The organism is Streptomyces sp. NPDC088794, assembly GCF_044750545.1.
Taxonomy (GTDB): domain Bacteria; phylum Actinomycetota; class Actinomycetes; order Streptomycetales; family Streptomycetaceae; genus Streptomyces.
Genome location: NZ_JBIVKB010000015.1, coordinates 264816 through 288355, shown reverse-complemented (window position 1 = coordinate 288355; position 23540 = coordinate 264816). Strand labels below are relative to the sequence as shown.

Below are 23540 nucleotides of genomic sequence, written 5' to 3'. Positions count from 1 at the left end.
ATGTGTGAACTGCGGCGCGTGCACCGCTACTTGGCCCGGCCCCGCAGCCCGGCGCCGTACATGGCGTCCACCAGGCGGAGGACGAACCGGTAGGCCGAGGGCTCGTACGGGATCATGTGCATGTCTCTGCGCAGCGGGAACCGGTTCGTGCTGATGGCCTGGAGCCGGGTGTACTTGCGGAAGCCATCCGCCCCGTGCCGGACCCCGAGGCCCGACTCCTTCCAGCCGCCCATCGGCAGGCCGAGGGCCATGTAGTTGGTCTGCGCGTCGTTGATGGTGACGCAGCCGGCCTCGAAGCGTTCGGCGAGGCGGCGGGCGCGCTTCACGTCCGACCCGATGATCGAGGCCTGCAACCCGTACGTGCTGTCGTTGACCAGCCGGAGGGCCTCCTCGGCGTCGGCGACCTTCATCACCGGCAACGTCGGGCCGAAGGTCTCCTCGCGCATGCACTTCATGTCGTGGTCGACGTCGACGAGCAGCGTGGGCGCGAAGAACCGGCCCGAACCTTCGGAAGCGTGCCCTCCGACGAGCACGCGGGCGCCCTTGCGTACGGCGTCGTCGACATGGTCCTGGATGACCGCCAGTTGGGGAGGGAAGGTGACGGCTCCTACGTCGACGCTGCCGAGCCCGGCCGGCCGGCCCGAGGTGACCTGCTGGAACCGTTCACGCAGCAGGGCGATGTAGGCGTCGTACACCGGCTCCTCGACGTAGACCCGTTCCACCGAGGTGCACATCTGGCCCCCGTTGGACAGGGCCCCCTGGATCGTGACGTTGACGGCCCGCTCCAGGGAGGCGTCGGCGAGGACGACCAGCGCGTCCTTGCCGCCGAGCTCCAGTGAACAGGGGATGAGGCGCTCGCCCGCGCGGGCCGCGACCAGGCGGCCGGTCCTGGTCGAGCCGGTGAACATCACGAAGTCCGCGGTGTCCACCAGCGCGCTGCCGGTGGCGCCCGCGCCGGTGACGACCTGGAAGACGTCCTCGGGCCAGCCGCACTCGCGGGCCATGCGCTCCATCAACAGCGCGGTCAGCGGCGTCTGTTCGGAGGGTTTCAGGACGACCGCGTTGCCCGCCGCGAGGGCCGGTATGGCGTCGCCGAAGGAGTTGAGCAACGGGTTGTTCCACGGGCCGATGACCCCGACGACCCCGCGCGGCACCCGGCGCGTGTACATGCTGCGACCGAGGACGAACGGCGAGAGGGAGCGGATCCTCGTCCTGGCGAGCAGGCCGCGGGCCTGCTTGGCCCAGTAGGCGAAGGCACTCGCGCAGTAGACGATCTCGACGATCGCGTCCTCCTCCGCCTTGCCGTTCTCCTCGACGATGAGGTCGGCGATCTCCTGCCGGTAGGCCAGCAGCCAGCGGCGGGCCCGCGCGAAGAACTCGGCGCGGGTCCGCGTGTCCAGCTCTGCCCAGCCCCGCTGCGCCCCTCGGGCGCGCTCCACCGCCTGCGCCACCTCTTCGGCGGACATGTCGGGCACCTCGCCGACGACCGCTCCGGTGGCGGGGTTGTCCACCGCGATAAGGGCGCCCGTCGGGGGACCGCCTGTCATGAGCGCTTGATTCTCAGCCACGGAAACTCCCCACCGGAACGTTGACTTCTCTTCGCCCAGAATGAGACGGTCGCCCGTACAAGTCAAGCGTCTTGTACAAGCGTCCAAGTTGATGTGAGGGTGGACGTGCAGGTGGACGTGGAGGAGTGGCTGGATGAAGAAGAAGACCTCGATCGCACTGAGCGGCCTGGGCGTTCCCGAGTCTCTGCGCTGGCATCAGGGAGCCCTGTGGTTCTCGGATCTCGCGCACGGCACGGTGCACCGATGGGACGGCGCCGCGGAGCCGGAGACGGTGGTCGAGGTCCCGGGCCGGGCCGGCGGGCTCGGCTGGCTTCCCGACGGCCGCCTGCTCGTCGTATCCATGGACGGCGGTCGCGTCCACCGCCTGGAGGCCGGGGGTGAGCTCGTCGTACACGCCGATCTGCGCCACATCGTCGGCGGTCCGGTCAACGACATGCTCGTCGATGCCGAAGGGCGCGCCTACGTCGGCAACTTCGGCTTCGACTACCACGCCCACTCCCGCGAGCACCCGAACTCGATGCTCTACGCGCCGCCCGGCCCCCCGCGAGCCCCGATCGCCTGCCTGGCGCCGGACGGCAGCCTGCTCGGACTGACGGAACCCCTGCTCTTCCCGAACGGGACCCTGCTGACCCCCGACGGCAAGAGCGTGATCGTGGCCGAGACCCTGGCCATGCGGCTCACCACCCTCCCCAGGAACCCCGACGGCACCCTGGCGCGCCCGGAGCCGTGGGCGCCCCTGATCTCGCCGCTGCTGTGGCGTCTGGTGAACCACCCGGGAGCGGTCGGCCGTGTCACCCGCAGGATCTCGGCGCTCCTGGACCGCCCGGCCATATCGAAGCGGTCCTCGTCCCCGATCGCGCCGGACGGCATCGCGTGGGACGCGGACGGCACGTCCGTCTGGGTCGCGAACGCCCTGCGCGGTGAGTGCGTGCGAGTCGCCCGAGGCGGTCGCGTCCTCGACCGGGTCGCCACGAGCCGGCACACCCTGAGCTGTCTGATGGCCGGATCCGACGGACGCACGCTCTTCGCCGCCACTGTCCCGACGGACGATCCCGTCCGCGCCGCCCGGCTCAACGGTGGGCGCATCGAGCTGCTGCGGCTGTGAGTCCCGGCGTCCCCGGGACTGAGGGTTCCCCTGGTAACAATCCGGGAGAATTCAACATGAACAATTGACTTGGACAGTTGACCAGGAGAATCTGTGGCCATGCCCCAACCACCCGAAAAGACCCAGGTCATTCTCGTGACCGGCGCGGCCGGCGGCATCGGAGCCGCCATCGCGGAGCTGGCGATCGCACGCGGCCATCGCGTGATGCTCACCGATGTCGACGAGGAGGCTGTCCGGACCCGGGCCCGCACCCTGGGCGACCGGGCCGCCGCACGCGCCCTGGACATCCGCAGCCCCGCGGACTGGAGCGGCGCGTTCGACGCGACCCGGGCACGGTTCGGCGCCGTCGACGTGCTGGTCAACAACGCCGGCGTCATCCACACCGGACACGCCCGCGATCTCCGCCCCCAGCAGCACCGCGACATCGTCGAGATCAACCTGCTCGGCACCATCACGGGGGTCTGCACGGCGGTCGAGCACATGACCGCGCAGGGGCACGGTCACATCGTCACCGTCTGCAGCATGACGTCGTTCCTGCCGCTGCCCGGGTACGCCACCTACGGCGGCACGAAGCACGCGCTCCGGGCCTTTCACCACAGCGTCGCGATCGAGGAACGCGACGGACCGCTGGACTTCACGATCGTCCACCCGCCGTCCACCCGGACCGGCATGCTCGACCGGGAGATGGCCGACCCCACGTCCGCCATCGCCTTCGCGGAGAAGTCCTACGCCCCGGAGCGGATCGCCGAGGCCGTCGTCGACGCCGTCGTCACCAAGCCGGTCGAAGTGGTCTTCCCGCCGTTCGCCGGCCGCTTCCAGCGGGCCGTAGGAGCCTTCCCCCGGCTGATGCGCCGCGTCCTCCCCCTCGTCGAGGCCAAGGGCCGACGACAGCGGGAGCGGCTGCGCTCCGCTCAGGGGATCCCGGCAGCCAAGAACTGACGAACCTCCTGGAAAGGATGCGGAGTTGAGTACGAACATGACGTCCCGACCGGACGCGAAGAAGCCGGACGCGCAGCAACCGGACATGACCGGGCCGGACGTGACCAGGCCCGACACGCAGCAGCCGGACCTGAGAAGGGCCGTGTCCGCCGGCACCGGCACGAACGCGGCCCGGATGGTCCAACTGAACCGGGCGACCGCACACTTGGACCCACCGTTCGCCGTGGTCGACCTGGACGCCTTCGACGCCAACGCGGCGGAGCTGGCACACCGGGCGGCGGGGCAGGCCACCGTCCGCCTCGCGAGCAAGTCGGTCCGCAGCCGTGAGCTGATCGGGCGGGCCGCCCGGAGTGAGGGGTATCGCGGAATCCTCGCCTTCACCCTGCCCGAAGCCCTGTTGCTGGCCGAGGACCACCAGGACGTGGTGATCGGCTATCCGACGACGGACCGCACCGCGCTGAAACGCCTCGCCTCGGACGAGCGCGCGGCCTCCCGCGTCACCCTGATGATCGACTCGACAGGCCAACTGGACTTCGTCGACTCGGTGGTGGGCGACTCCCGCCCCGACATCCGCGTCTGCATCGACCTGGATGCCTCGCTCGAACTGGCCGGTGGCCGCGTCCACTTGGGTCCGTACCGCTCGCCCGTGCACTCACCCCGACAGGCCGCCGCACTCGCCCGCGCCATCCAGGAACGGCCCGGGTTCCGGCTCGCCGGGCTCATGTCCTACGAAGGCCAGATCGCCGGCTTGGGCGACAACCAGCCGGGGTCGCTGCTGAGGCGGGCCGCGATCCGCGCCATGCAGCGCGTCTCCGCCGGTGAACTGGCCGACCGGCGGGCGGCGGTCGTCGCCGCCGTAGAAGCCGTGGCGCCGCTGGAGTTCGTCAACGGCGGCGGTACGGGCTCCATCGAGCAGACCGCCGCCGAACACGTCATCACCGAGATCGGAGCCGGATCGGGGCTCTACGGGCCCGGGCTCTTCGACTTCTACCGGCGCTTCCGCCCCCGGCCCGCCGCCTTCTTCGTCATGTCGGTGGTACGACGTCCGAACCCCAGGATCGCCACCGTGCTCGGCGGCGGGTGGATCGCCTCCGGTCCCCCCGGCCTCGACCGCCAACCCGTTCCGACCTGGCCGCACGGACTGCGGACCAGCCCCAGGGAAAGGGCCGGTGAAGTCCAGACACCGGTCCTGGGCGCCGCCGCGCACGGACTGCGGCTCGGTGACCACGTGTGGTTCCGGCACGCCAAGGCCGGCGAACTGTGTGAGCGCGTCAACACTCTCCACCTGGTGTCCGGCGCGGAGGTCGTCGGCGAGGTCGCGACCTACCGCGGCGAGGGAAACGCCTTCCTCTGACCGTGCCCCATTCCTGAACAGGCCCGTTTCCGCTTCCGGGAGGCCTTGTGTCCACCGAGTTCCACCCGTCGGCCCCGGTGCCGGCGGCCACCACTGTGACAGGCGCCGGGCACATACCGGCCGAGCCCGTCTCCCGTGGCTGGATCACCTTGTTCGGCCTGGTCTGGTTCGGGTACTGGATGGCGAGTCTGGTCCCTCTCCAACTGCTGCTGCCCCAGCAGTTGGAGGTCATCGACCCGGCGTCGAAGGTCCACAGCTTCGCCGTCGTCAACGCCCTCGCCGGGCTCGTCTCCCTGGTCGCCCTCCCGGTGTGCGGGGCGTTGTGCGACCGCTCCCGGAGCCGCTTCGGACGCAGAAGACTCTGGCTCGGCGGCGGCGCCCTGTTCTTCGCGGCCGGGCTGGCGATCACCGGGGAGCAGACGACGGTGACGGGCGTGACCCTCGCGTGGTCGGCGAGCATGCTCGGTCTCAGCGCGGCCACCGCCGGGCTCACCGCGATGATCGCCGACCGTGTCCCCGTCGACCAGCGCGGTGTGGTGTCCAGCGCCATCTACGGGCCCCAGGCCCTCGGCGTGGTGGTCGGTATCGCCCTCGTCTCCGCGTTCACACTGTCCCCCGCGAACGGCTACCTCGTCGTCGCGGCCCTGCTGATCGTTTCCACCGTGCCCTTCCTCGCGCGCTTCCGTGACACCTCGTACGACTCCGAGCCCGTGCTGCGGCTGCGCATCCTGCTCGCCTCCGTGGGCCGCTCGCTCAGGAACCGTGACTTCGCCTGGGCGTTCGGCGGACGGCTCCTGGTCAACCTGGCGAACTCGCTGGGTGTCTGCTACACCCTCTACTTCCTGACCGACGACCTGAAGGTCCCCGATCCGGACGGGAGTCTGCTCGCCTGTACGGCCCTCTACCTCGTGGCCGGTGTCCTGGCCAGCTCCGTCGCCGGAGTGATGTCCGACCGCCTCGGCAGACGACGGATCTTCGTCGCGCTGGCGGCGCTGCTCCAGGCGGCCTCGGGTTTCCTGCTGGCGAGCTTTCCGAGCCTCGGCGTCACGCTGGTGGCCTCGGCGGTCATGGGCGCGGGTTTCGGCGCGTACATGGCCGTCGACCAGGCACTGATCACGCAGGTCCTGCCCGACGCCGAGAGTCGGGCCCAGGACCTCGGGATCATGAACATCGGGACGGTGGTTCCGCCCGCGCTGGCCCCGCTGATCGCCAGCTTCATCATCACCTCCGACCGCGGCTATCCCCTCCTGTTCTCCTGCGTCGGCGTCGCCGCGACCGTGGGGGTCGTGCTCGTGTACCGCGTTCGGTCCGTCAGATAGCCCCCGCACCCCGAGAACGACCTCACAAGCAACGCCGCGAAGAAAGGAAGGCCGTGGACACGCTCCCCTCCAACGCGCCCTGGCACAGGGCGAATCCGAGCCCGCACCCCAAACCGGACACCTGGCGGAACTGGGCGGGGAACGTCACCTCCCGCCCGGTCCGAGTCGTCTCTCCCACCTCGGTGGAGGAGCTTCGCGCGGTCGTCCGCCGGGCAGCCGAGGACGGCCTGCCCGTGAAGGCGGTGGGCACCGGCCACTCCTTCTCCACCGCCGCCGCGACCGACGGCGTACTGATCCGCCCCGACCGACTCGGCGGCATCCGCGCGATCGACCCCGAGGCCGGCACCGTCACCGTCGAGGCGGGCACCCGGCTCAAGGCGATGAACACGGTCCTGGCCCAACAGGGCCTGTCGCTCACGAACATGGGCGACATCATGGAACAGACCGTGGCCGGCGCCACCAGCACAGGCACCCACGGCACAGGGCGCGCATCGGGTGCGATCGCGGCGCAGATCCGTGGCCTGGAGCTGGTGACGGCGGACGGTTCGCTGCTGAGGTGCTCCGCGACCCGGAACCCGGAGGTGTTCGCCGCGGCGCGCGTCGGACTCGGCGCCCTCGGCGTCGTCAGCGCCCTCACCTTCGCCGTCGAGCCGCTCTTCCTCCTCGCCGCACACGAGGAACCGATGACGTTCGACGCGGTCACCGCGGCCTTCGACGAACTCCACGCGCACAACGACCACTTCGAGTTCTACTGGTTCCCGCACACGGACAACTGCGTCACCCTGCGCAACAACCGGACCGTCGGCCCGCACGCTCCACTGGGCCGCCTCCAGGCCTGGTTCGAGGACGAGTTCCTCGCCAACAGGGTCTTCCAGGCACTCAATTCCGTGGGCCGGGCCGTGCCCGCCGCCGTCCCGGCGATCGCGCGGATCACCAGCCAGGGCCTCTCCGCAAGGACCTACACGGACATCCCGTACAAGGTCTTCACCAGCCCGCGCCGCGTCCGGATGATCGAGATGGAGTACGCCGTCCCGCGCGCGGCCGTCCTCGACACCCTCCGCGAACTCAAGGCCATGATCGAGCGATCCGACCTGCACATCAGCTTCCCGGTCGAGGTCCGCACCACGCCCGCCGACGACATCGCCCTGTCCACGGCGTCCGGCCGGGACAGCGCCTACATCGCCGTCCACGTCTACCGGGGCACGCCCCATCACCGGTACTTCGCGGAAGCGGAGCGCATCTTCGTCGCCCACGAGGGGCGCCCGCACTGGGGCAAGCTCCACACCCGGGACGCCGCCTACCTCGCGAACGCCTACCCGCGCTTCGCCGAGTTCACGGCTCTGCGCGACCGGCTCGACCCCGACCGACGCTTCACCAACGCCTATCTGCGCAGGGTGTTGGGCGACTGATTAATTCGGTTGCCGCTCCCCGTGTCCGCCCCTCACCATGGGCGGGACATCGGGAGCTGCCCGGTGCTCCACGAGAGGAGGCACGACCGTGACCACGACTGTTTTCGGCCTGCCCGCAGACCGCCTCTCACTCACTTCATGGAGCACCCCCAGCGATGTCTCACGACGATCTCTCGCAGCACCCTCAACTCCCCGCGTTTCCTGACGACTTCGTCACCGACCCCCACCGTCACGTCCCTCCGTCGGACGACCTGGCGGACGTCGACGAACGGTTCGTCTTCGAATTCCGTGCCTACGACGACGACCTCGCCGACGGTCAGCGCTGGTCGACCTGGCTCAGCGTCGAACCCCTCTCCCGCGGCCCCGAGCCGCTCCCGGACTGGGTGGTGACCTCGCAGGGCGCGATCGACACCGACCTCGGTGTCCTCAAGACCGGCAAGGAGGCCGACGTCCACCTCGTCGAGCGTGCCGACCCGCTCGACCCCGACGCCGGCGTGGTGATGGCGGCCAAGCGGTACCGCTCTCCCGAACACCGGTCCTTCCACCGGGCCGCGTCGTACACCGAGGGCCGCTCGATGAAGCGCTCACGCGACGAGCGGGCCGTCAAACGCAAGAGCACCTTCGGCCGGCAGGTCGCGGCCGGCGAGTGGGCGGTGTCCGAGTGGGCCGCCCTGGTGCGGTTCTGGAACCTCGGACTGCCGGTTCCCTACCCGGTCCAGATCGACGGCACCGAGATCCTGATGGAGTGGATCACCGTCGTCGACGAGGACGGCACCGTCCAGACCGCGCCCCGCCTGGCCCAGACCCGGCCCTCGCCCGATTTGTTGGCGTCGTACTTCGAGCAACTCACCGACGCGCTCGCGACGATGGTGCAGAACGGCGTCGTGCACGGTGACCTCTCGGCGTACAACATCCTGGCGGCGGGCGAGCGGCTGGTCGTCATCGACCTGCCGCAGATCGTCGACCTGGTCGGCAACCTCAACGGGATGACCTTCCTCGAGCGCGACTGCGCCAACATCTGCGGCTGGTTCCGCTCACGGGGCCTCGATGTCGACGAGCACGAGCTGTTCGCGGAGCTGATGGCACACGCCTTCTGAACGGGACGCCTGAGCACGGAACCTACGACTGCGCGGGAACTCGGGACCTGTCCTGTCCGACTCCTGAAGTGGTGCGGCACTCACGATGTCCGACCTCCGCCGCACGACGTGAACTGGAGACCGGTGATGGACGAGTCCCGACAACCCCCCTCCCGCGCGAGTGCGGTGCCCCGGAAGCGGGTGCCCCCTCCCGCGCTCTGCGGCTTCCTTCTGTTGCTGACGCTGATATTCGCCCTCTCGTACGCCGTCGGGTCCGGCGTCGGCCCCGTCGCACCCGGCATGCACGGCACCGGCGATACGGGCGGCACCGGCGGCACTGGTGGTACCGACGGGACCGGTGACGGAAGCAGCGGCACCGGCGGCATGGACGACATGGACATGCACGGCGGAGGCAACTGATGGGCGCCGAACCGGCGGCCGTCCTCGTGACGACCGATCTGAGCGTCGGCGGCATGACCTGCGCCGCCTGCGTGAAACGCGTCGAGAAGAAGCTCGGGAAGCTGGACGGGGTCACGGCGACCGTCAATCTGGCGACCGGACGGGCCCGGGTGAGCCATCCGACCGAGATCAGCCCCGCGGAACTGGTCGCGGCGGTCGAGAAGGCCGGCTACGAGGCGGCCCTTCCCGCGCCGCCGAAGAAGGAGCAGCGCAAGGAGCAACGCGCCGACGGGGACGAGGAGTTCGAGCAGGCGCGGCAGGAGCGTGACCGTCTCCTCGTCACGGCGCTGCTCGCGGTGCCCGTCCTCGTCCTGTCGATGGTGCCCGACCTCCAGTTCCGCAACTGGCAGTGGCTGTGCTTCGCGCTGACCGCGCCGGTCGCCGTGTGGGGCGCGTGGCCCTTCCACGTGCGTGCCGCGCGGGGGCTGCGGCACTCGGCGGCCACCATGGACACGCTGGTGTCCCTCGGCGTGGCGGCGTCCTTCTGCTGGTCCGCGTACGCGCTCTTCCTCGGGGGTGCGGGCGATCCCGGGATGCGGATGCCGTTCACGCTGGTGCCCGCCGCCTCCGACGGCGTGGCCCACATCTATCTCGAAGCGGCCGTCGGTGTACCGCTGTTCGTGCTCGCCGGCCGTTTCCTTGAGGCACGGGCTCGGCGCGGCACCGGGGCGGCACTGCGGTCGCTCGCCCACCTCGCGGCCAAGGAAGTCTCGGTGCTTGAGGACGGTGCCGAACGGCTCGTCCCCATCGAGGAGTTGGGTCTCGGGCAGGTCTTCGTCGTGCGGCCCGGTGAGCGGATCGCCACCGACGGGCAGGTGACGGAGGGCAGTTCGGCCGTGGATCTGGCCCTTGTCACCGGCGAGAGCGAGCCGGTCGAGGTCGGTCCTGGATCGTCCGTCGTCGGCGGTGCCGTCAACTCCGGTGGGCTGCTCCTCGTCCGGGCCACCGCTGTCGGCGTGGACACCCAACTCGCCCGGATCACACGGTTGGTGACCGAGGCGCAGGCAGGGAAGGCGAAGGTGCAGCGGCTGGCCGACTCGGTCGCCGGAGTCTTCGTACCCGTCGTCATGGCCCTCGCCGTCACCACGCTCGGTTTCTGGCTCGGCGCCGGGGCCGATCCGCAGGCCGCCCTCACCGCGTGCGTGGCCGTGCTCGTCGTGGCCTGTCCGTGTGCGCTGGGCCTGGCCACCCCGACCGCGTTGATGGCCGCGACCGGTCGCGGCGCCCAACTGGGCGTCCTCGTCGGCGGTCCGCAGGCCCTGGAGGGACTCCGGCATCTCGACACCGTCGTCCTCGACAAGACCGGCACCCTCACCTCCGGGCACACGACCGTCGCCCGGGTCGCGGCCGTACCCGACGGGCTCGGGAAGGACGCGGTGCTGCGGCTGGCCGGCGCGGTCGAACACGGCTCGGAGCATCCGCTGGGCCGGGCGATCACCGCGTACGCCCAACGCGCCCTGCCCGAACGGGCGTTGCCGGACGTGAGCGAGTTCGACGCCCTGCCGGGGAAGGGGGTGCGCGGCCGCGTCGAGGGGCGGCTGGTCGAAGTCCTCGCCCTGGACGGCGAGTTGCCCGACGCCCTCACGGCCGCCCTGGCCGCGGCGGAGGCCGCCGCGCACACTCCGGTTTTGGTACGCGTGGACGGTGTGACCGAGGCGCTGATCGAGATCGGTGACGTCGTACGCCCCGGCAGCTACCGTGCCGTGGACCGGTTGCGGCGACTCGGAGTCCGGCCGGTGCTGGCGACCGGCGACCGGGAGGCGCCTGCCCGGGCCGTGGCATCGGCGCTGGGGATCGACGAGGTGCATGCCCGCTGCTCGCCCGAGGACAAGGCGTACCTCGTAAGGGAGTTGCAGGAGCAGAGTCACCAGGTCGCTGTCATCGGCGACGGCGTGAACGACGCCGCGGCACTCGCCCTCGCCGACCTCGGCATCGCCATGGGCACCGGTACCGACGTGGCCATCGGCGCCGCCGACGTGACGCTCGTACGCGGCGACATCGAAGCCCTCGCGGACGCCGTACGACTGGCCCGACGCACCCTGCGCACCATCCGCGCCAATCTCGTGTGGGCCTTCGGCTACAACGTCGTGACCGTGCCGCTCGCCATGGTCGGGCTGCTCAACCCCATGCTCGCCGCCGCGGCCATGTCGGTCAGCTCGGTGCTGGTCGTCGCCAACAGCCTGCGGCTGCGCGGTTGGCAGCCGACGACGGCCGCCGGGAGGCGTACCCGATGAACGGAGAGCACCCCTGGCGCCCGACGCGCCGCCGACTCGCCGACACCCTGTTCGCCGCGGTGGCGCCCCTGGCCGTGTGCGGCGTCGCCCTGGGCGGGCTGACGGCCTGGGTCGGTGCCGGGCAGGCGGGCAGCCCGGCCCGGATCGCCGTCTCGAACAGTCGGGTCTACCTGCCGTACGGCGCCAACACGGACACCGCCGCGTTCTTCGACGTCTCCAACCTCGGTGGTGCGGACGACCGCCTCGTCGGCGTGACGTCCTCCGCCACGGGCGGGGAGATCACCCTCAGCCGCCATCGCATGGCCGACGGCGCGACCGCCTACCGGGCCGACGTGGCGTCGGTGGTCGTCCGGGCGGGCCGCGAACTCGCCATGTCGCCGCGGGACTTGGACGTGACCCTGCGGGCCGGTTCGGGCTGGCAGGCCGGTGACCTCGTACCGTTCACGCTGCACTTCGAGCGCAGCGGAGCGGTCAGGACGCTCGCGGTGGTGGTCCGGCCCTCCGAGCAGTGACAGTCTCTTAGCGATCGCGAACAACGCCCATGCCGTGGGCCCAATGCCCATGGTGTGGGCGAAGGCTGTCTCGCCCAGGAGTTGAAGGCCCTCCCTCGTAGGGGTCGGACCCAATTCCCTTTGAGTTCCCGCGTGTTGCCGTGGTCTGGGTCACATGCTGTGGATTGAGTGTGGCGGGCTGTGGCTTTGCGTACCAACACGTGACGGTCGACGCCCTGATGCAAGGATGAGGCGCCATGAGGCCAGGGTGGTGTTCTCGCGCGATACGGGCCGCGGTGTTCGCGGCCGTCTGCGTGGTGCTCGCTGCCCTGGGCCACGTGATGATGTCCGGCGCCTACGTGCCCGCGTGGGCACTGGTCGCCGGGCTCGCCGTGACCGGTGTCGCGGGCTGGTGCCTGGCGGGCCGTGAGCGCGGGCTCCCGTTGATCGTGACGGTCGTGGTCGCCGCCCAGACGGTGCTGCACTCGGCGTTCTCGCTCGCCCAGTCGGCAGCCGGTGAACCGGCGGCCACGACCATGGACATGGGCTCGATGGACTCCATGGACATGGGGCACCTGGGCACGAGCCACCTGGACCCCGCGCACATGGACGCCATGCACATGGGGGACGCGTCGGCCGGCGGCATGTCGTCGACCGGCATGCTCGTCGCCCACCTGCTCGCCGCGCTGCTGTGCGGGCTCTGGCTGGCCCACGGCGAGCGGGCCGCGTTCCGTATCCTGCGGGCCGTCGCCGGCCGACTGGCCGCTCCGCTGCGGCTGTTGCTCGCCCTGCCCGCGCCCACGGACCGCCCGCGCATCCGGGTGCGCCGCTTCCGCTCGGACCGGGCGCCACGGCTTCTCCTTCTGGTCCACGCGATCACCTCTCGGGGGCCGCCGGCCCGGACCGCTGTCGTCTGACGACAGCCGGTATCCCGAGGCCGCCCGCGAGGCGTGCCCCGGGCCACGGCCGTACGCCCGCGCAGGCGCCGTAGGGCCGTCTTTTCCCACTCACCGGACCGTGCGGGATCCCGCACACTTCGGTCCGGATCACGGATGACTGAGAAGGACTCCAGGTGATCACTCCTGCCCTGCCCGCCGCGCGCGGCAAAGGCGAGAAGAAATCGGCAGCTCTCGACGAGTCGATAACCGCGTGGGCGCTCGCCGCCCGCCACGGTGACGCGGACGCGGTCGAGCACTTCGTCAGGGCCCTGCAACGCGACGTCCAGCGGTACGTCGCTCATCTCTGCGGCGATCCGCAGGCCGTCGACGACCTGGCACAGGACACGTTCCTGCGCGCGCTCGGCAGCCTGCACCGCTTCGAGGGCCGTTCGTCGGCACGCTCCTGGCTGCTGTCGATCGCCCGCCGGGCCGTCATCGACAGCTACCGGTACGCCGCCGCCCGACCCCGCCTGTCCGACGTACCGGACTGGCAGTTGGCCATCGAGCTGGCCCAGCCGCTGGACCTGCCCGGTTTCGACGACGGTGTCGCGCTCCTCGACCTGCTCGCCGCGCTGCCGGACGAGCGCCGCGAGGCCTTCGTCCTCACCCAGATGCTGGGTCTGCCGTACGCGGAGGCGGCCGAGGCGAGCGACTGCCCGATCGGTACGGTCCGTTCCCGCGTGGCGCGGGCCCGGGCGACCCTGACGGATCTGCTCGCCGAGGCCGACGAGCCCGTAGCGGCGGCAGTCTGAGCGCGACAGGGGGTGTCGGTGGCGAGACGCGAACTCGGCACCGACACCCCCTGTCGGCATGGGCGGGAACTCACGGCGTCTTCATCCCGACTACTGGACCGGGTGACGGAAGGTCATCCGCGTACCGAGTGGAACCTGGAGACTTTCGATGCGTTCTCGTGTGTGGGGCGGAACGGCGGCCGTCGTGCTCGGCGGTCTGCTGGCGGCGGGCTGCGGCGACGGAGACAAGGAGACGGCCGACGTGAGCGCCGGGAAGGCCGCCCCGGGCGGCTACCCGGTGTCCGTCACCGACTGCGCGGGCGCCAGGACCACCTTCTCCGCCGCCCCCGAGAAGATCGTCACCAGCAACGCCTCCAGTCTGGAACTGCTGCTCCGCCTCGGCGCCGGCGACAAGGTGATCGGCACCGGATTCCCGCCCGGCAAAGGCACGTTGACCGGCACGCTCGACGCGCAGGCGCAAAAGGTGAAGGTGCTCAGCCAGAGCGTGATCCCGAAGGAGAAGCTGCTCGGCTCCGGCGCCGACCTGTACATCGACACGTTCGCGTCGATGGGCGGCATGGGCAACGGCATGGGAGACGCCCCGACCGCCGAGGAGTTCAAGGCGGCCGGGATCAGCCACATCTACCTCAAGTCGACGGCCTGCGCGGCGCAGAGCAAGAGCGCGGTGACCGATCTGTCCGAGGTCGAGGCCGACATCACCTCCCTCGGCGCGGTCACCGGCACCGGCGCGAAGGCCAAGGAACTCGTCACCGGGATGAGGACGAAGGTGGCCGCGGTCCAGAAGGCGGTGGGGAGTACGGCCGAGAGTGACCGCCCGACGTACTTCTTCTTCGACTACGACTCCGGCACCAAGCAGCCCACCGTCGTCTGCAATCGCCAGGTCGCCAACGCGGTGATCACCCTCGCCGGCGCCCGCAACGCCTTCGCCGACTGCGACGCCGACTACAAGCAGGTCGGCTGGGAGGACGTGATCGCCAAGAACCCGGACTGGATCCAGCTCGCGGTCCGCAACCGGGGGAGTGACGCGGCGAACGAGAAGGCGTTCGACGAGGCGGAGAAGTGGCTGAAGGACAACTCCGCGACCAAGGGCCTGACGGCCGTCAAGGAAGGCCACTTCCTGCGCATCGGCTCCGAGCGGACCACCATCGCGGGCGTCGAGAACGCCGACACCGTCGAGGAGATCGCCAAGACCCTCTACCCGGGCAAGGTCGGCTGACGGTGGCCTCCTTGCTGGTACGGCGCGAGAGCGCCGCCGGGCACGAGTCCACGGAGGCACGCGGTGTGCCCGCCGGCCCGCTGGCCGCCCTCCTTTCCGTGGCGCTCCTCGCGGCGCTGACGGCCGCGGTCGCCCGGGGCTCGACGGCCATCCCGCCCGCCGAGGTGTGGAGCGTGGTGTGGCGGCGACTGTCCGGCGAGGCGCCGCGCCCGGGCACGAACGACCTGATCGTGTGGCAACTCCGGCTCCCGCGCGCCCTGTTGGCGGCCCTGGTCGGCGCCGGGCTCGGTCTCGTCGGTACGGCCGTGCAGGCGCTGGTGCGCAACCCGCTCGCCGATCCGTATCTGCTGGGCATCTCCAACGGTGCCTCGCTGGGCGCGGTCGCCGCGATCGTGCTGGGCCTCGGGGCAGGGGGTGCGCTCGGGCTCGGGCTGTCCGGCGCGGCCTTCGTCGGCGCCCTGGTCACCTTCGCGCTGGTCTGGGCGATCGCCCGTCGAGGAGGCGGATTCGCCCCGCTGAGACTGGTGTTGGCGGGGGTCGCGATCGGCCAGTTCCTGTCCGGCTTCACCAGCTACCTCGTCCTTCAGGCAGGGGACGAGCAGCAGACCCACAGTGTGCTGTTCTGGCTCATGGGCAGTCTGAGCGGGGCGAGTTGGCCCCTGCTCGCCGTGCCCGCCGTCGCCGTGCCGGCCGCCTGGCTGTGTCTCCAGGCCCGCGCCCGCGGACTGAACGCCCTCCTCATGGGGGACGAGACCGCGGCCGGGCTCGGTGTCGACGTCACCCGACTGCGGCGCGAACTGTTCACCGTCACCAGCGTGTTGACCGGCGTCCTGGTGGCGGTCTCCGGCGCGATCGCGTTCGTCGCCCTGATGGTGCCGCACGTGTGCCGCCTGGTCGTCGGCGGCGACCACCGCCGGCTGCTGCCCCTCTCCGCGCTCTTCGGCGCCGTACTGCTGGTGGTCGTCGACATCGTCTGCCGTACCGCGATGGACACACAGGAGCTGCCGGTCGGCGTGGTGACCTCGCTGCTCGGGGCTCCGGCTCTGCTCTATCTGCTCGATCGGCGTCTGGGGAACGACAGTTGAGGATCGACATCGAGAACCTGCACGTCGCGTACGCCGGGCGTACGGTCGTGACGGGCGCCCACCTCGTGGCGGCCGAGGGCGAGATCACCGGCCTGGTCGGCCCGAACGGCAGCGGCAAGTCCACGCTCCTGCGCACCGTCTACCGGCATCTACGGCCCACCGCCGGGCGGGTGCTGCTGGCCGGCACCGACCTGCGGGAGATGAGCCCGGTGCGGTCGGCCCGGCACGTGGCCGCTCTGCCGCAGGAGCGGGGGACCGACTTCGAGTTGACCGTGCGCGAGGTCGTCGCCATGGGACGCACCCCGTACAAGCGGGCCTTCGCGGGCGAGGACGCCACCGACCGGGACGTCGTCGCCCGCGCCCTCGCCGACGTCGGCATGGGCGGCCACGCCGGTCGCCGCTTCACCGCCCTGTCCGGCGGAGAACGCCAACGCGTGCTGCTGGCACGGGCGTTCGCGCAGAGCCCGGACGTCCTGGTCCTGGACGAGCCGACCAACCACCTCGACATCCGCCACCAGGTCGAGCTGCTCGCCCTGCTGCGCGTCCGACGCCGTACGACTTTGGTGTCGCTGCACGACCTCAACGCCGCCGCGTCGGTCTGCGACCGGCTGCACGTGCTGCACCAGGGAGCCGTGGTGGCCTCCGGACCGCCGCGCGAGGTGCTCACCCCGGGCCTGCTGGCGGAGGTCTTCGGGGTGCGGGCGGCAGTGATCGACCATCCGCTCACCGGGGACCCGCTGATCGCCTTCGACCATCAGGCGCCGGCGGTTGTCGAGGCAGGGACCGTCGGTTCAGAAGTCGGTTGAGGGCGCCCCGGAGTTCCCTTCGCGGACTCGGATTTCGCTCACCTTTTTGCCGGCCGCCGCCCGGGAACTCACCCCGGTTTTCCGCCGACTTGTGGGACGAGGCTGCTGTCCGGCAGCCCACCCGTGAAGGGAAGGGGCGAAAAGGTGACGCGCCGAAGTCCCGGTTCGGAACGGCAGTCCGGTGAGATCTCCGTCGGCTCGGCAGGCGAGGACCGCTGGCTGCTGGTGGCGGTGGCGGGCGTGCTGTCGTTCATCGCGATGCTCGACATGAACATCGTCAACGTGGCCCTGGCCGACATCGCCGACGGGCTGCACGTCTCCGCCGCGACCGCGCAGTGGGCGGTGCTGGGCTATCAACTCCCCGTGGTGGCCCTGTTGTTGCCGGTCGGCCGGTGGCTGGACGGGGTGGGCCCGTGCGCGGCGGTGCTGACGGCTACCGCGGGCTTCGGTCTGTGCAGTGCCCTTGCCGCCGTCGCCCCTTGGGCGGCCTGGCTGATCGCGGCCCGACTCGCGCAGGGCGCGTTCGGCGCGGTGCTGTTCGTGCTGATGCCGGTGCTCGCGATCCGTTCCGTACGGCCGGAGTCGCGGGCGCGGGCGATGAGCGTGCCCGCGACGCTGGGGCCGCTGGGCGCGGTGACCGGACCGGCGGTGGGCGGACTGCTGCTCGACCATCTGGGCTGGCGGTCCGTCTTCCTGGTCAAGATCCCGTTCTGCGTGCTCGCCCTGGTGGTCGCCTGGCGGGCCATGCCGAGGGACGGCCGCCTGCGCGCGCCGGATCGCCGGTCGGCGGCCGACGCGCTGCTCGTGGCCGCGGGCGTGGCGGCCCTGCTCCTGGCGTTGACCCTGGCGGCGGACGACCCGGCGTGGCTGCTCCTCGCCTTGGCCGCCGTACCGCCGCTGTGGCGGTGGCTGCGCGGGCCCGGCGGGCGTCCGGTGACCGGCGTACTGCGGACGACGGGACTGTTCCCGGCCCACGGGGCGGTGCTGACCCTCGCGGCCGGCTTCGCCGCCATGCACTACGTCGTCGCCCTGCATCTCCAGCGCGATGACGGGCTGAGCGCCACGACCACCGGCCTGACCGTGCTCGCCTTCCCGCTCGGCATGGGTCTCGCGGGCCCGGTCGGCGGACGCCTCGCCGACCGGTGGGGTGCCCGGCCGGTCGCGGTCGCCGGCGCCGCGCTCACCGCAGTCGGCCTGCTCCTGCTCGTCCCGCTGGACGAGGGCTGGTCGGCGCGGGACGTGGCCTGGCGGCTGGCACTGGCAGGCATCGGCATGGGCCTGAACGGCGGTCCGACCCAGGCCCTGGTCATGGGCGCCGCCCCACCCGACCGGACGGCGACCGTCGGCTCGGCCGTGCAGCTCGCCCGCAGCCTGGGCTTCACCCTCGGCCCGGCTCTGGCCACCACCGCCTGGGCACTGGCCGGCGGCGCACGGGCGGGCCTCGCGCTGGCCGCCGTCGCCGCCTGTCTCGCCGTACCCCTGCTCGTCCTGTCCGGTACGAGGTCCACATCCGTGCCAGGAAAGCCCGACACGCCTCAGCAGTCGACCGATGCGGCGCCCGCCGCTCACCACTGATCCAGGAGCCATCCTCATGTGCGGAATCACCGGCTGGGTGTCCTTCCATCGCGACGCCCGCACCCGGGCCCCGGTCATCGAGGCCATGACCGCCACCCTCACCCCGCGCGGCCCCGACGCCGGAGGCGTGTGGCTCGGCGAGCGTGCCGCGATCGGCCACCGCCGCCTGTCCGTGATCGACCTCGTGGGCGGAGCGCAGCCGATGACCGACGACCGGTCCGACGTGGTGCTCAGCTACAGCGGCGAGGTCTACAACCACCACGAACTCAGGTCGCGGCTGCGGGGGTTGGGGCACGAGTTCCGCACCCGCAGCGACACCGAGGTGGTCCTGCGCGCCTACGCCGAGTGGGGCGAGGCGGTGGCCGAGCATCTGGACGGCATGTTCGCCTTCGCCGTCTGGGACGAACGCGAGCAGCGTCTGCTGCTGGTCCGCGACCGGCTCGGCGTAAAGCCCTTGTACTGGGCGGCGGTCGACGGCGGTCTCGCCTTCGCGTCCGAGCCCAAGGCGCTGTTCGCGCACCCGGAGATACGGCCCCGCGTGGACGCCGACGGCCTTCGGGAGGCGTACGGGCTGCTCTTCAACACCGGGCCGACCGTGTGGTCCGGCGTACGCGAGGTCGAGCCCGGCGGGCTGCTCGTCCTGGACCGGGACGGCGTCCGCGAGCGCCGCTACTGGCAGTTGGAGGCCGGCACCCACGACGACGACCGGGACACGACCGTCGAGCGGATCGGCGAGCTGGTCGGAACGGCCGCCCGCAGCCAACTGGAGGCCGACGTCCCGCTGTGCAGCCTGCTCTCCGGCGGCCTCGACTCCACGGTCCTGACCGCCCTGCTCGCCGACGAACTCCGGCTGCGCGAGGGCCAGGACGCCCGCATCCGCTCGTACGCCGTCGACTACAGCGACCAGGCGGCGCGGTTCACCGGGGACGTGCTGCGCACCGGCCACGACACCCCGTACGCCACGGAAGCCGGTGCCTTCATCGGCACCGACCACAGCACGGTCGTCCTCGACCCGCTCGCCCTGCTCGACCCCGAGCACCGCAAAGCCGTCGTCGTGGCCCGCGACTCGCCGATCGGCGTCGGCGACATGGACACCTCGCTGTATCTCCTCTTCGGCGAGATACGACGGCACTCGACCGTGGCCCTGTCCGGCGAGGCGGCGGACGAGGTCTTCGGCGGCTACCCCTGGTTCCACAACCCGAAGGCGCTCGCCGCGGACACGTTCCCCTGGCTGCTGGTGACGGGTGACGAGGCCGCGATGCCGCTCAACCCCGAACTCGACCTGCGCATGGGGGAGTTCCGTGCCGACACCTACCGCAGCGCGCTGGCCGCCGTACCGCACCTCGACGACGAGACCCCCACCGAGCACCGGCAGCGCGAGATGCAGCACCTGTCCCTGACCCGCTGGCTGCGTCAACTCCTGCATCGCAAGGACCGGTTGAGCATGGCGCAGGGCCTGGAGGTACGCGTCCCGTACTGCGACCACCGGCTCGTGGAGTACGCCTTCAACACCCCATGGGCGCTGAAGAGTCACGACGGCCGGGAGAAGAGCCTGCTGCGCGCCGCCGGTACCGGTCTGGCGCCGGAGTCGGTCCTGTGGCGCCCGAAGAACCACTACCCCGCCACCCACCACCCCGAGTACAACCGCGGCCTCCAGAACATGGCCCGCGACACCCTCGCCACGGAACAGGTCCGCACCCTCGCCGACGAGACCCGCATCAAGCCCTCCCTCGACACCCCGCCCGACCGACTGGAGTGGGGCCACCGCCTGCGGCTGGAGCGCGTCGTCGACCTCGCCCTCTGGCTCGACCACCACCAGCCCGAACTCGCCCTCTGAGGAGCCTCGTTCATGACCGTCCAAGAGCCTGTGGCCGCCGAGCCCGTACCGCTGATGGGCTGCCCCTACAAAGCCGATCCGTATCCGCTCTACGAGGAGTTGCGCGAGGCCGGCCCGGTGCACCGCGTCCTCTTCCCCAGTGGCGTCCAGGCGTGGCTCGTCACCGGCTACGAAGCCGCTCACTCCGCCCTGAACGACGACCGTCTCGGCAAGAACCACGACCGGGGCAACGACAGATGGCGGGCCCGCGCCTCGATCATGCCGGAGCCGCAGCACTCCCAGCTCCAGATCCACCTCCTCCACCAGGACCCGCCCGAGCACACCCGCATGCGGCGGTTCGTGACCGACGCGTTCACGCCCCGCCGGATCGAGGAACTCCGCCCCCGTTTCCAGGAATTGGCGGACGCGCTGGTCGACGCCCTGCCGTCGTCCGGCCCGGCCGATCTCGTGTCGGGCTTCGCCGCCCGCTTCCCCTTCCAGGTCCTCGCCGAAGTCATCGGCCTGCCACGGGAGTTGGCGGCCCGCTTCGACCGCGACTGGGGCAAGGTCGTCCAGCCGGTCGGCCCCACCGACCCCGGACGACAGCGGTACGAGGCCCGCCTGCACGGCCTGCAGAGCTACATCGCCGAGGTCGTCGCCCACAAGCGCGAGCAGTGGGAGGACGATCTGCTCAGCCGCCTGGTCGTGGCCCGTGACCGCCGCGAACTGTCCCAGGAGGAGTTGGATTCGATGATCTTCCAGCTGCTGGTCGCCGGCCAGGAACCGGTCACCAACCAGATCACGACCGCCCTGATCGCCCTGTTCCGCAACCCGGACCAGCTGACCCGCCTGCGCGACGACCCGACGCTCCTGCCCCGCGCGGTCGAGGAACTCCTGCGCTACGACAGCGCCTTCGAGCTGACGACCTGGCGCTTCTTCGACCGGGACAGCGACCTGCACGGCACCGAGGTCCCGGCAGGCGACTCGGTGATCGTCTCCCTGTGCGCGGCCAACCGCGACCCGCGCCGCTTCCCGGACCCTGACGCCCTCGACCTCGACCGCTCCCCGAACCCCCACCTGGCCTTCGGCCACGGCATCCACTTCTGCCCCGGCGCCGCCCTCGCCCGCGCCGAACTCCAGACCGCGCTCGGCACCCTGCTCGCCCGTCTCCCCGGCCTGCATCTGGCCATCGCTGACCAGGACATCGAGTGGATCCCGGCCGTACTGGGCCGCGGCACGAACCACCTCTCCGTCGGCTACGACCGCCGCCTCTGATCCACGCCGCCTCTGACCCGGGCCCCCGGATGACCGGGGCGGACGGAAACGCCCGCCCCGGCTCCGCCTGACCTGCCCCCAACTCCCCTACGGCGCCCGGCCATGACTGGCCACGGCGCCATGCCGTCATGCCCGCACGCCCTCCCGGAGGAAACGACATGCCGTTGACGACCACGCCGGAGGCCCTCCCCACGAGCACCGGTGCCGCGATCCTGAACCTGCTCCTGCCGCACCACCGCACGACCGACCCGGCCCACGCCTCGGCCGAGGCGTTCCCCCATCAACTGGGCCGGATCACCGACTTCGTACGAGCGGGCGCCCCCGTCGTCCTCACCCTCCCCGGCTTCCCCTGCAAGTCCCCCAACCCCGCCAAAGTCCTCGGGCACCTCCCCGACATGGGCGAGCGCCTCTCCCTGACCTTCCTGAACACCCTGTGCACGGAGATCGAGCGCGTCTACCCACCAGGCGCCCGCATGGTGATCTGCTCCGACGGCCACATCTTCGGCGATCTGATAGGCGTCCCCGACGAGCACATCGACGCCTACGCCGACGAACTGCGCGTACTCATCAGCCAGTTGGGTCTGGAGAGACTGTCGGTCTTCGATCTGCGTGACGTGCTCGGCGACCTCCCGCACGACGCGAAACGCGCCCACGTCCACGGGCGTTACGCACCGGCCCTGGACACCCTGCGCGGCGAGATCCGCGCCGACGACAACGCGTTGGCGCTGTACCGGGGCATCACCCGTTTCCTGGTGGAGGACACCGCCGACCACCGGGGCACCCGCTCAGCCCTGCAACGCGCCTGCCGCCAGCGCGCCTACGGGGTCATCCAACGCAGCCGGGCCTGGGGCGACTTGATCGCGGACCACCACCCCCGCTGCGTACGTCTGTCCATCCACCCCCAGCCCGTCGGCGCCGCCAAGTTCGGGATTCGTCTCCTCGACGCGCCCGATGCCTGGACCACGCCGTGGCACTCGGCCGCCCTGCGCCGGACCGACGGCACCTGGACCCTCGTACCGAAGGCCACAGCCGCCCAGCAGGGCCGACTGGTCCGACGCGAAGGTCGCCCCAGCCACTTCGTCCAGACCGGATGACGAACGGGACCCGCGTGGCGAGTCCGCAGAACCCGGTCGCCGACAGTGTCGGCGGGTCAGCCGGTGAGGGGGGAGTGGTCCGTGGTGGTGTGGGGCGTGTGGAGGTGTTCGAGCAGGAGTCCTTCGCGGGTGGACCAGGGGCAGATCTCGACGCTTTTGGCGCCGCAGGTCTCCATGAGGGCTTCCGCGATCAGGGCTCCGGCCAGGGACTGTTCGGCTCGGTGTCGGGAGATGCCGGGCAGTTTGCCGCGGCGGGACGGCTTGGCGTCGGCCAACAGGGCTGTCGCGGAGCGGAGTTGGGGCAGGGCAAGTTGTCGTGCGGCTCGTGGTGCCTTGCCCCGGGCTGCGGCGAGGCGGGCGAGTTGTTCGAAGGTTTTGGAGCAGGCCAGGACCCGCACACCGGGTTCGGCGAGGGGCAGGTCGGGGACGGCTTGCAGGGACTGGCGCAGGTGTTCGCGGATTTCGGCCAGGCGGTGTCGGGAGGGTGTCGTGTTGCCGGGGAGCCAGTCGCGGGTGATCCTGCGTGCGCCCAGCGGCAGTGAGTGGACGGAGCGGGGCTGGTGCTTGGTGCCGGAGGCGATCTCGACGGTTCCGCCGCCGATGTCCAGGACGAGCAGGCGTCCGGCGGCTGGGCCGGCCCAGTGGCGGGCGGCCACGTAGGCCAGGCGTGCTTCCTCTTCGCCGGTCAGTACCCGCAGGTGGGTGCCTGTGGTGCGGGCCACCTGCGCGATGATGGCGTCCCGGTTGGGTGCGTCCCGGATGACGGAGGTGGCGAATGCGAAGACTTCTGGTCCGCGCGGGCGCGGGTTGGCGGCGACGGCTTCGGCCACTGCCCGCTCGACGCTTTTCACGCCGGCTCTCTCCAGTCGTCCCTTGTGGTCGAGGGTCTGGTGCAGTTTCAGCCGTACCTTGCGGGAGAACACCGGCTCCAGCACCGCGCCCGGGCGCCGGCGTACGACCGTCAGCAGAGCACTGTGGCACCCGACATCGAGCACGCCTGCCTGCCGCACCTCATCGCCTCCTCAAGGC

20 protein-coding genes are annotated in these 23540 nt (G+C 71.2%); 18 read left to right on the top strand and 2 right to left on the bottom strand.

The genetic code is table 11. The features are described 5' to 3' along the window. Positions 1-26: 26 nt before the first annotated feature. Complete coding sequence (locus tag ACIP6U_RS35985; protein ID WP_401726646.1) at positions 27-1568, bottom strand: aldehyde dehydrogenase family protein; 1542 nt, start codon at positions 1566-1568, stop codon at positions 27-29. A 133-nt stretch (positions 1569-1701) separates the two neighbouring features. Between ACIP6U_RS35985 and ACIP6U_RS35980 the strand changes: the two genes are divergently transcribed. The 18 genes from ACIP6U_RS35980 (at position 1702) to ACIP6U_RS35895 (ending at position 22511) form a co-directional block, all read left to right on the top strand. After that, positions 1702-2673, top strand: a complete 972-nt coding sequence (locus ACIP6U_RS35980) for an SMP-30/gluconolactonase/LRE family protein (protein WP_401726644.1) — start codon at positions 1702-1704, stop codon at positions 2671-2673. 99 nt (positions 2674-2772) lie between these two features. After that, a complete protein-coding gene (locus ACIP6U_RS35975; RefSeq protein ID WP_401726643.1) occupies positions 2773-3612 on the top strand; it encodes an SDR family NAD(P)-dependent oxidoreductase in 840 nt (279 codons plus the stop codon). Between the two features lie 175 nt (positions 3613-3787). Then, entirely contained in the window at positions 3788-4966 is a 1179-nt protein-coding gene (locus ACIP6U_RS35970) for an amino acid deaminase/aldolase (RefSeq protein ID WP_401726760.1), read from the top strand. A gap of 47 nt (positions 4967-5013) precedes the next feature. Next, a complete protein-coding gene (locus tag ACIP6U_RS35965) occupies positions 5014-6285 on the top strand; it encodes an MFS transporter (RefSeq protein ID WP_401726641.1) in 1272 nt (423 codons plus the stop codon). A 53-nt stretch (positions 6286-6338) separates the two neighbouring features. Then, on the top strand, positions 6339-7694 hold the full coding sequence (locus ACIP6U_RS35960) for a D-arabinono-1,4-lactone oxidase (protein WP_401726639.1): 1356 nt from the start codon (positions 6339-6341) through the stop codon (positions 7692-7694). Positions 7695-7849: 155 nt separating this feature from the next. Next, complete coding sequence (locus ACIP6U_RS35955; RefSeq protein WP_401726638.1) at positions 7850-8791, top strand: serine protein kinase RIO; 942 nt, start codon at positions 7850-7852, stop codon at positions 8789-8791. Positions 8792-8917: 126 nt separating this feature from the next. Further along, on the top strand, positions 8918-9190 hold the full coding sequence (locus ACIP6U_RS35950) for a hypothetical protein (protein WP_401726636.1): 273 nt from the start codon (positions 8918-8920) through the stop codon (positions 9188-9190). Then, positions 9190-11463: a heavy metal translocating P-type ATPase gene (locus ACIP6U_RS35945; protein WP_401726634.1), complete on the top strand. Its 2274-nt coding sequence runs from the start codon at positions 9190-9192 to the stop codon at positions 11461-11463. The genes ACIP6U_RS35950 and ACIP6U_RS35945 overlap by 1 nt, the downstream gene beginning before the upstream one ends. Then, complete coding sequence (locus ACIP6U_RS35940; protein ID WP_401726632.1) at positions 11460-11975, top strand: copper chaperone PCu(A)C; 516 nt, start codon at positions 11460-11462, stop codon at positions 11973-11975. Before ACIP6U_RS35945 ends, ACIP6U_RS35940 begins: the two co-directional genes overlap by 4 nt. A gap of 236 nt (positions 11976-12211) precedes the next feature. Beyond that, entirely contained in the window at positions 12212-12871 is a 660-nt protein-coding gene (locus tag ACIP6U_RS35935) for a hypothetical protein (RefSeq protein WP_401726631.1), read from the top strand. A gap of 155 nt (positions 12872-13026) precedes the next feature. Next, positions 13027-13644, top strand: a complete 618-nt coding sequence (locus ACIP6U_RS35930) for a sigma-70 family RNA polymerase sigma factor (RefSeq protein ID WP_401726629.1) — start codon at positions 13027-13029, stop codon at positions 13642-13644. A 148-nt stretch (positions 13645-13792) separates the two neighbouring features. Next, the gene (locus ACIP6U_RS35925) at positions 13793-14860 is read left to right on the top strand and encodes an ABC transporter substrate-binding protein (RefSeq protein ID WP_401726627.1); all 1068 of its coding nucleotides are present in this window, start codon (positions 13793-13795) and stop codon (positions 14858-14860) included. Positions 14861-14871: 11 nt separating this feature from the next. Then, on the top strand, positions 14872-15945 hold the full coding sequence (locus tag ACIP6U_RS35920; protein WP_401726758.1) for a FecCD family ABC transporter permease: 1074 nt from the start codon (positions 14872-14874) through the stop codon (positions 15943-15945). Further along, a complete protein-coding gene (locus ACIP6U_RS35915) occupies positions 15942-16751 on the top strand; it encodes an ABC transporter ATP-binding protein (protein ID WP_401726625.1) in 810 nt (269 codons plus the stop codon). Before ACIP6U_RS35920 ends, ACIP6U_RS35915 begins: the two co-directional genes overlap by 4 nt. A 144-nt stretch (positions 16752-16895) precedes the next feature. After that, on the top strand, positions 16896-18326 hold the full coding sequence (locus ACIP6U_RS35910; protein WP_401726623.1) for an MFS transporter: 1431 nt from the start codon (positions 16896-16898) through the stop codon (positions 18324-18326). A 16-nt stretch (positions 18327-18342) separates the two neighbouring features. Then, positions 18343-20163 (top strand): asparagine synthase (glutamine-hydrolyzing), encoded by a 1821-nt coding sequence (gene asnB, locus ACIP6U_RS35905; protein WP_401726621.1) that lies wholly within the window; start codon positions 18343-18345, stop codon positions 20161-20163. Between the two features lie 12 nt (positions 20164-20175). After that, entirely contained in the window at positions 20176-21417 is a 1242-nt protein-coding gene (locus ACIP6U_RS35900) for a cytochrome P450 (RefSeq protein WP_401726619.1), read from the top strand. Between the two features lie 158 nt (positions 21418-21575). After that, positions 21576-22511 (top strand): L-tyrosine/L-tryptophan isonitrile synthase family protein, encoded by a 936-nt coding sequence (locus ACIP6U_RS35895; RefSeq protein WP_401726617.1) that lies wholly within the window; start codon positions 21576-21578, stop codon positions 22509-22511. Between the two features lie 56 nt (positions 22512-22567). On the opposite strand, the gene ACIP6U_RS35890 is transcribed toward ACIP6U_RS35895, so the two are convergent. Beyond that, positions 22568-23521 carry a Ppx/GppA phosphatase family protein gene (locus ACIP6U_RS35890; protein ID WP_401726615.1) on the bottom strand — a complete coding sequence of 318 codons (954 nt, stop codon included), beginning with the start codon at positions 23519-23521 and terminating at the stop codon, positions 22568-22570. Positions 23522-23540: the final 19 nt, after the last annotated feature.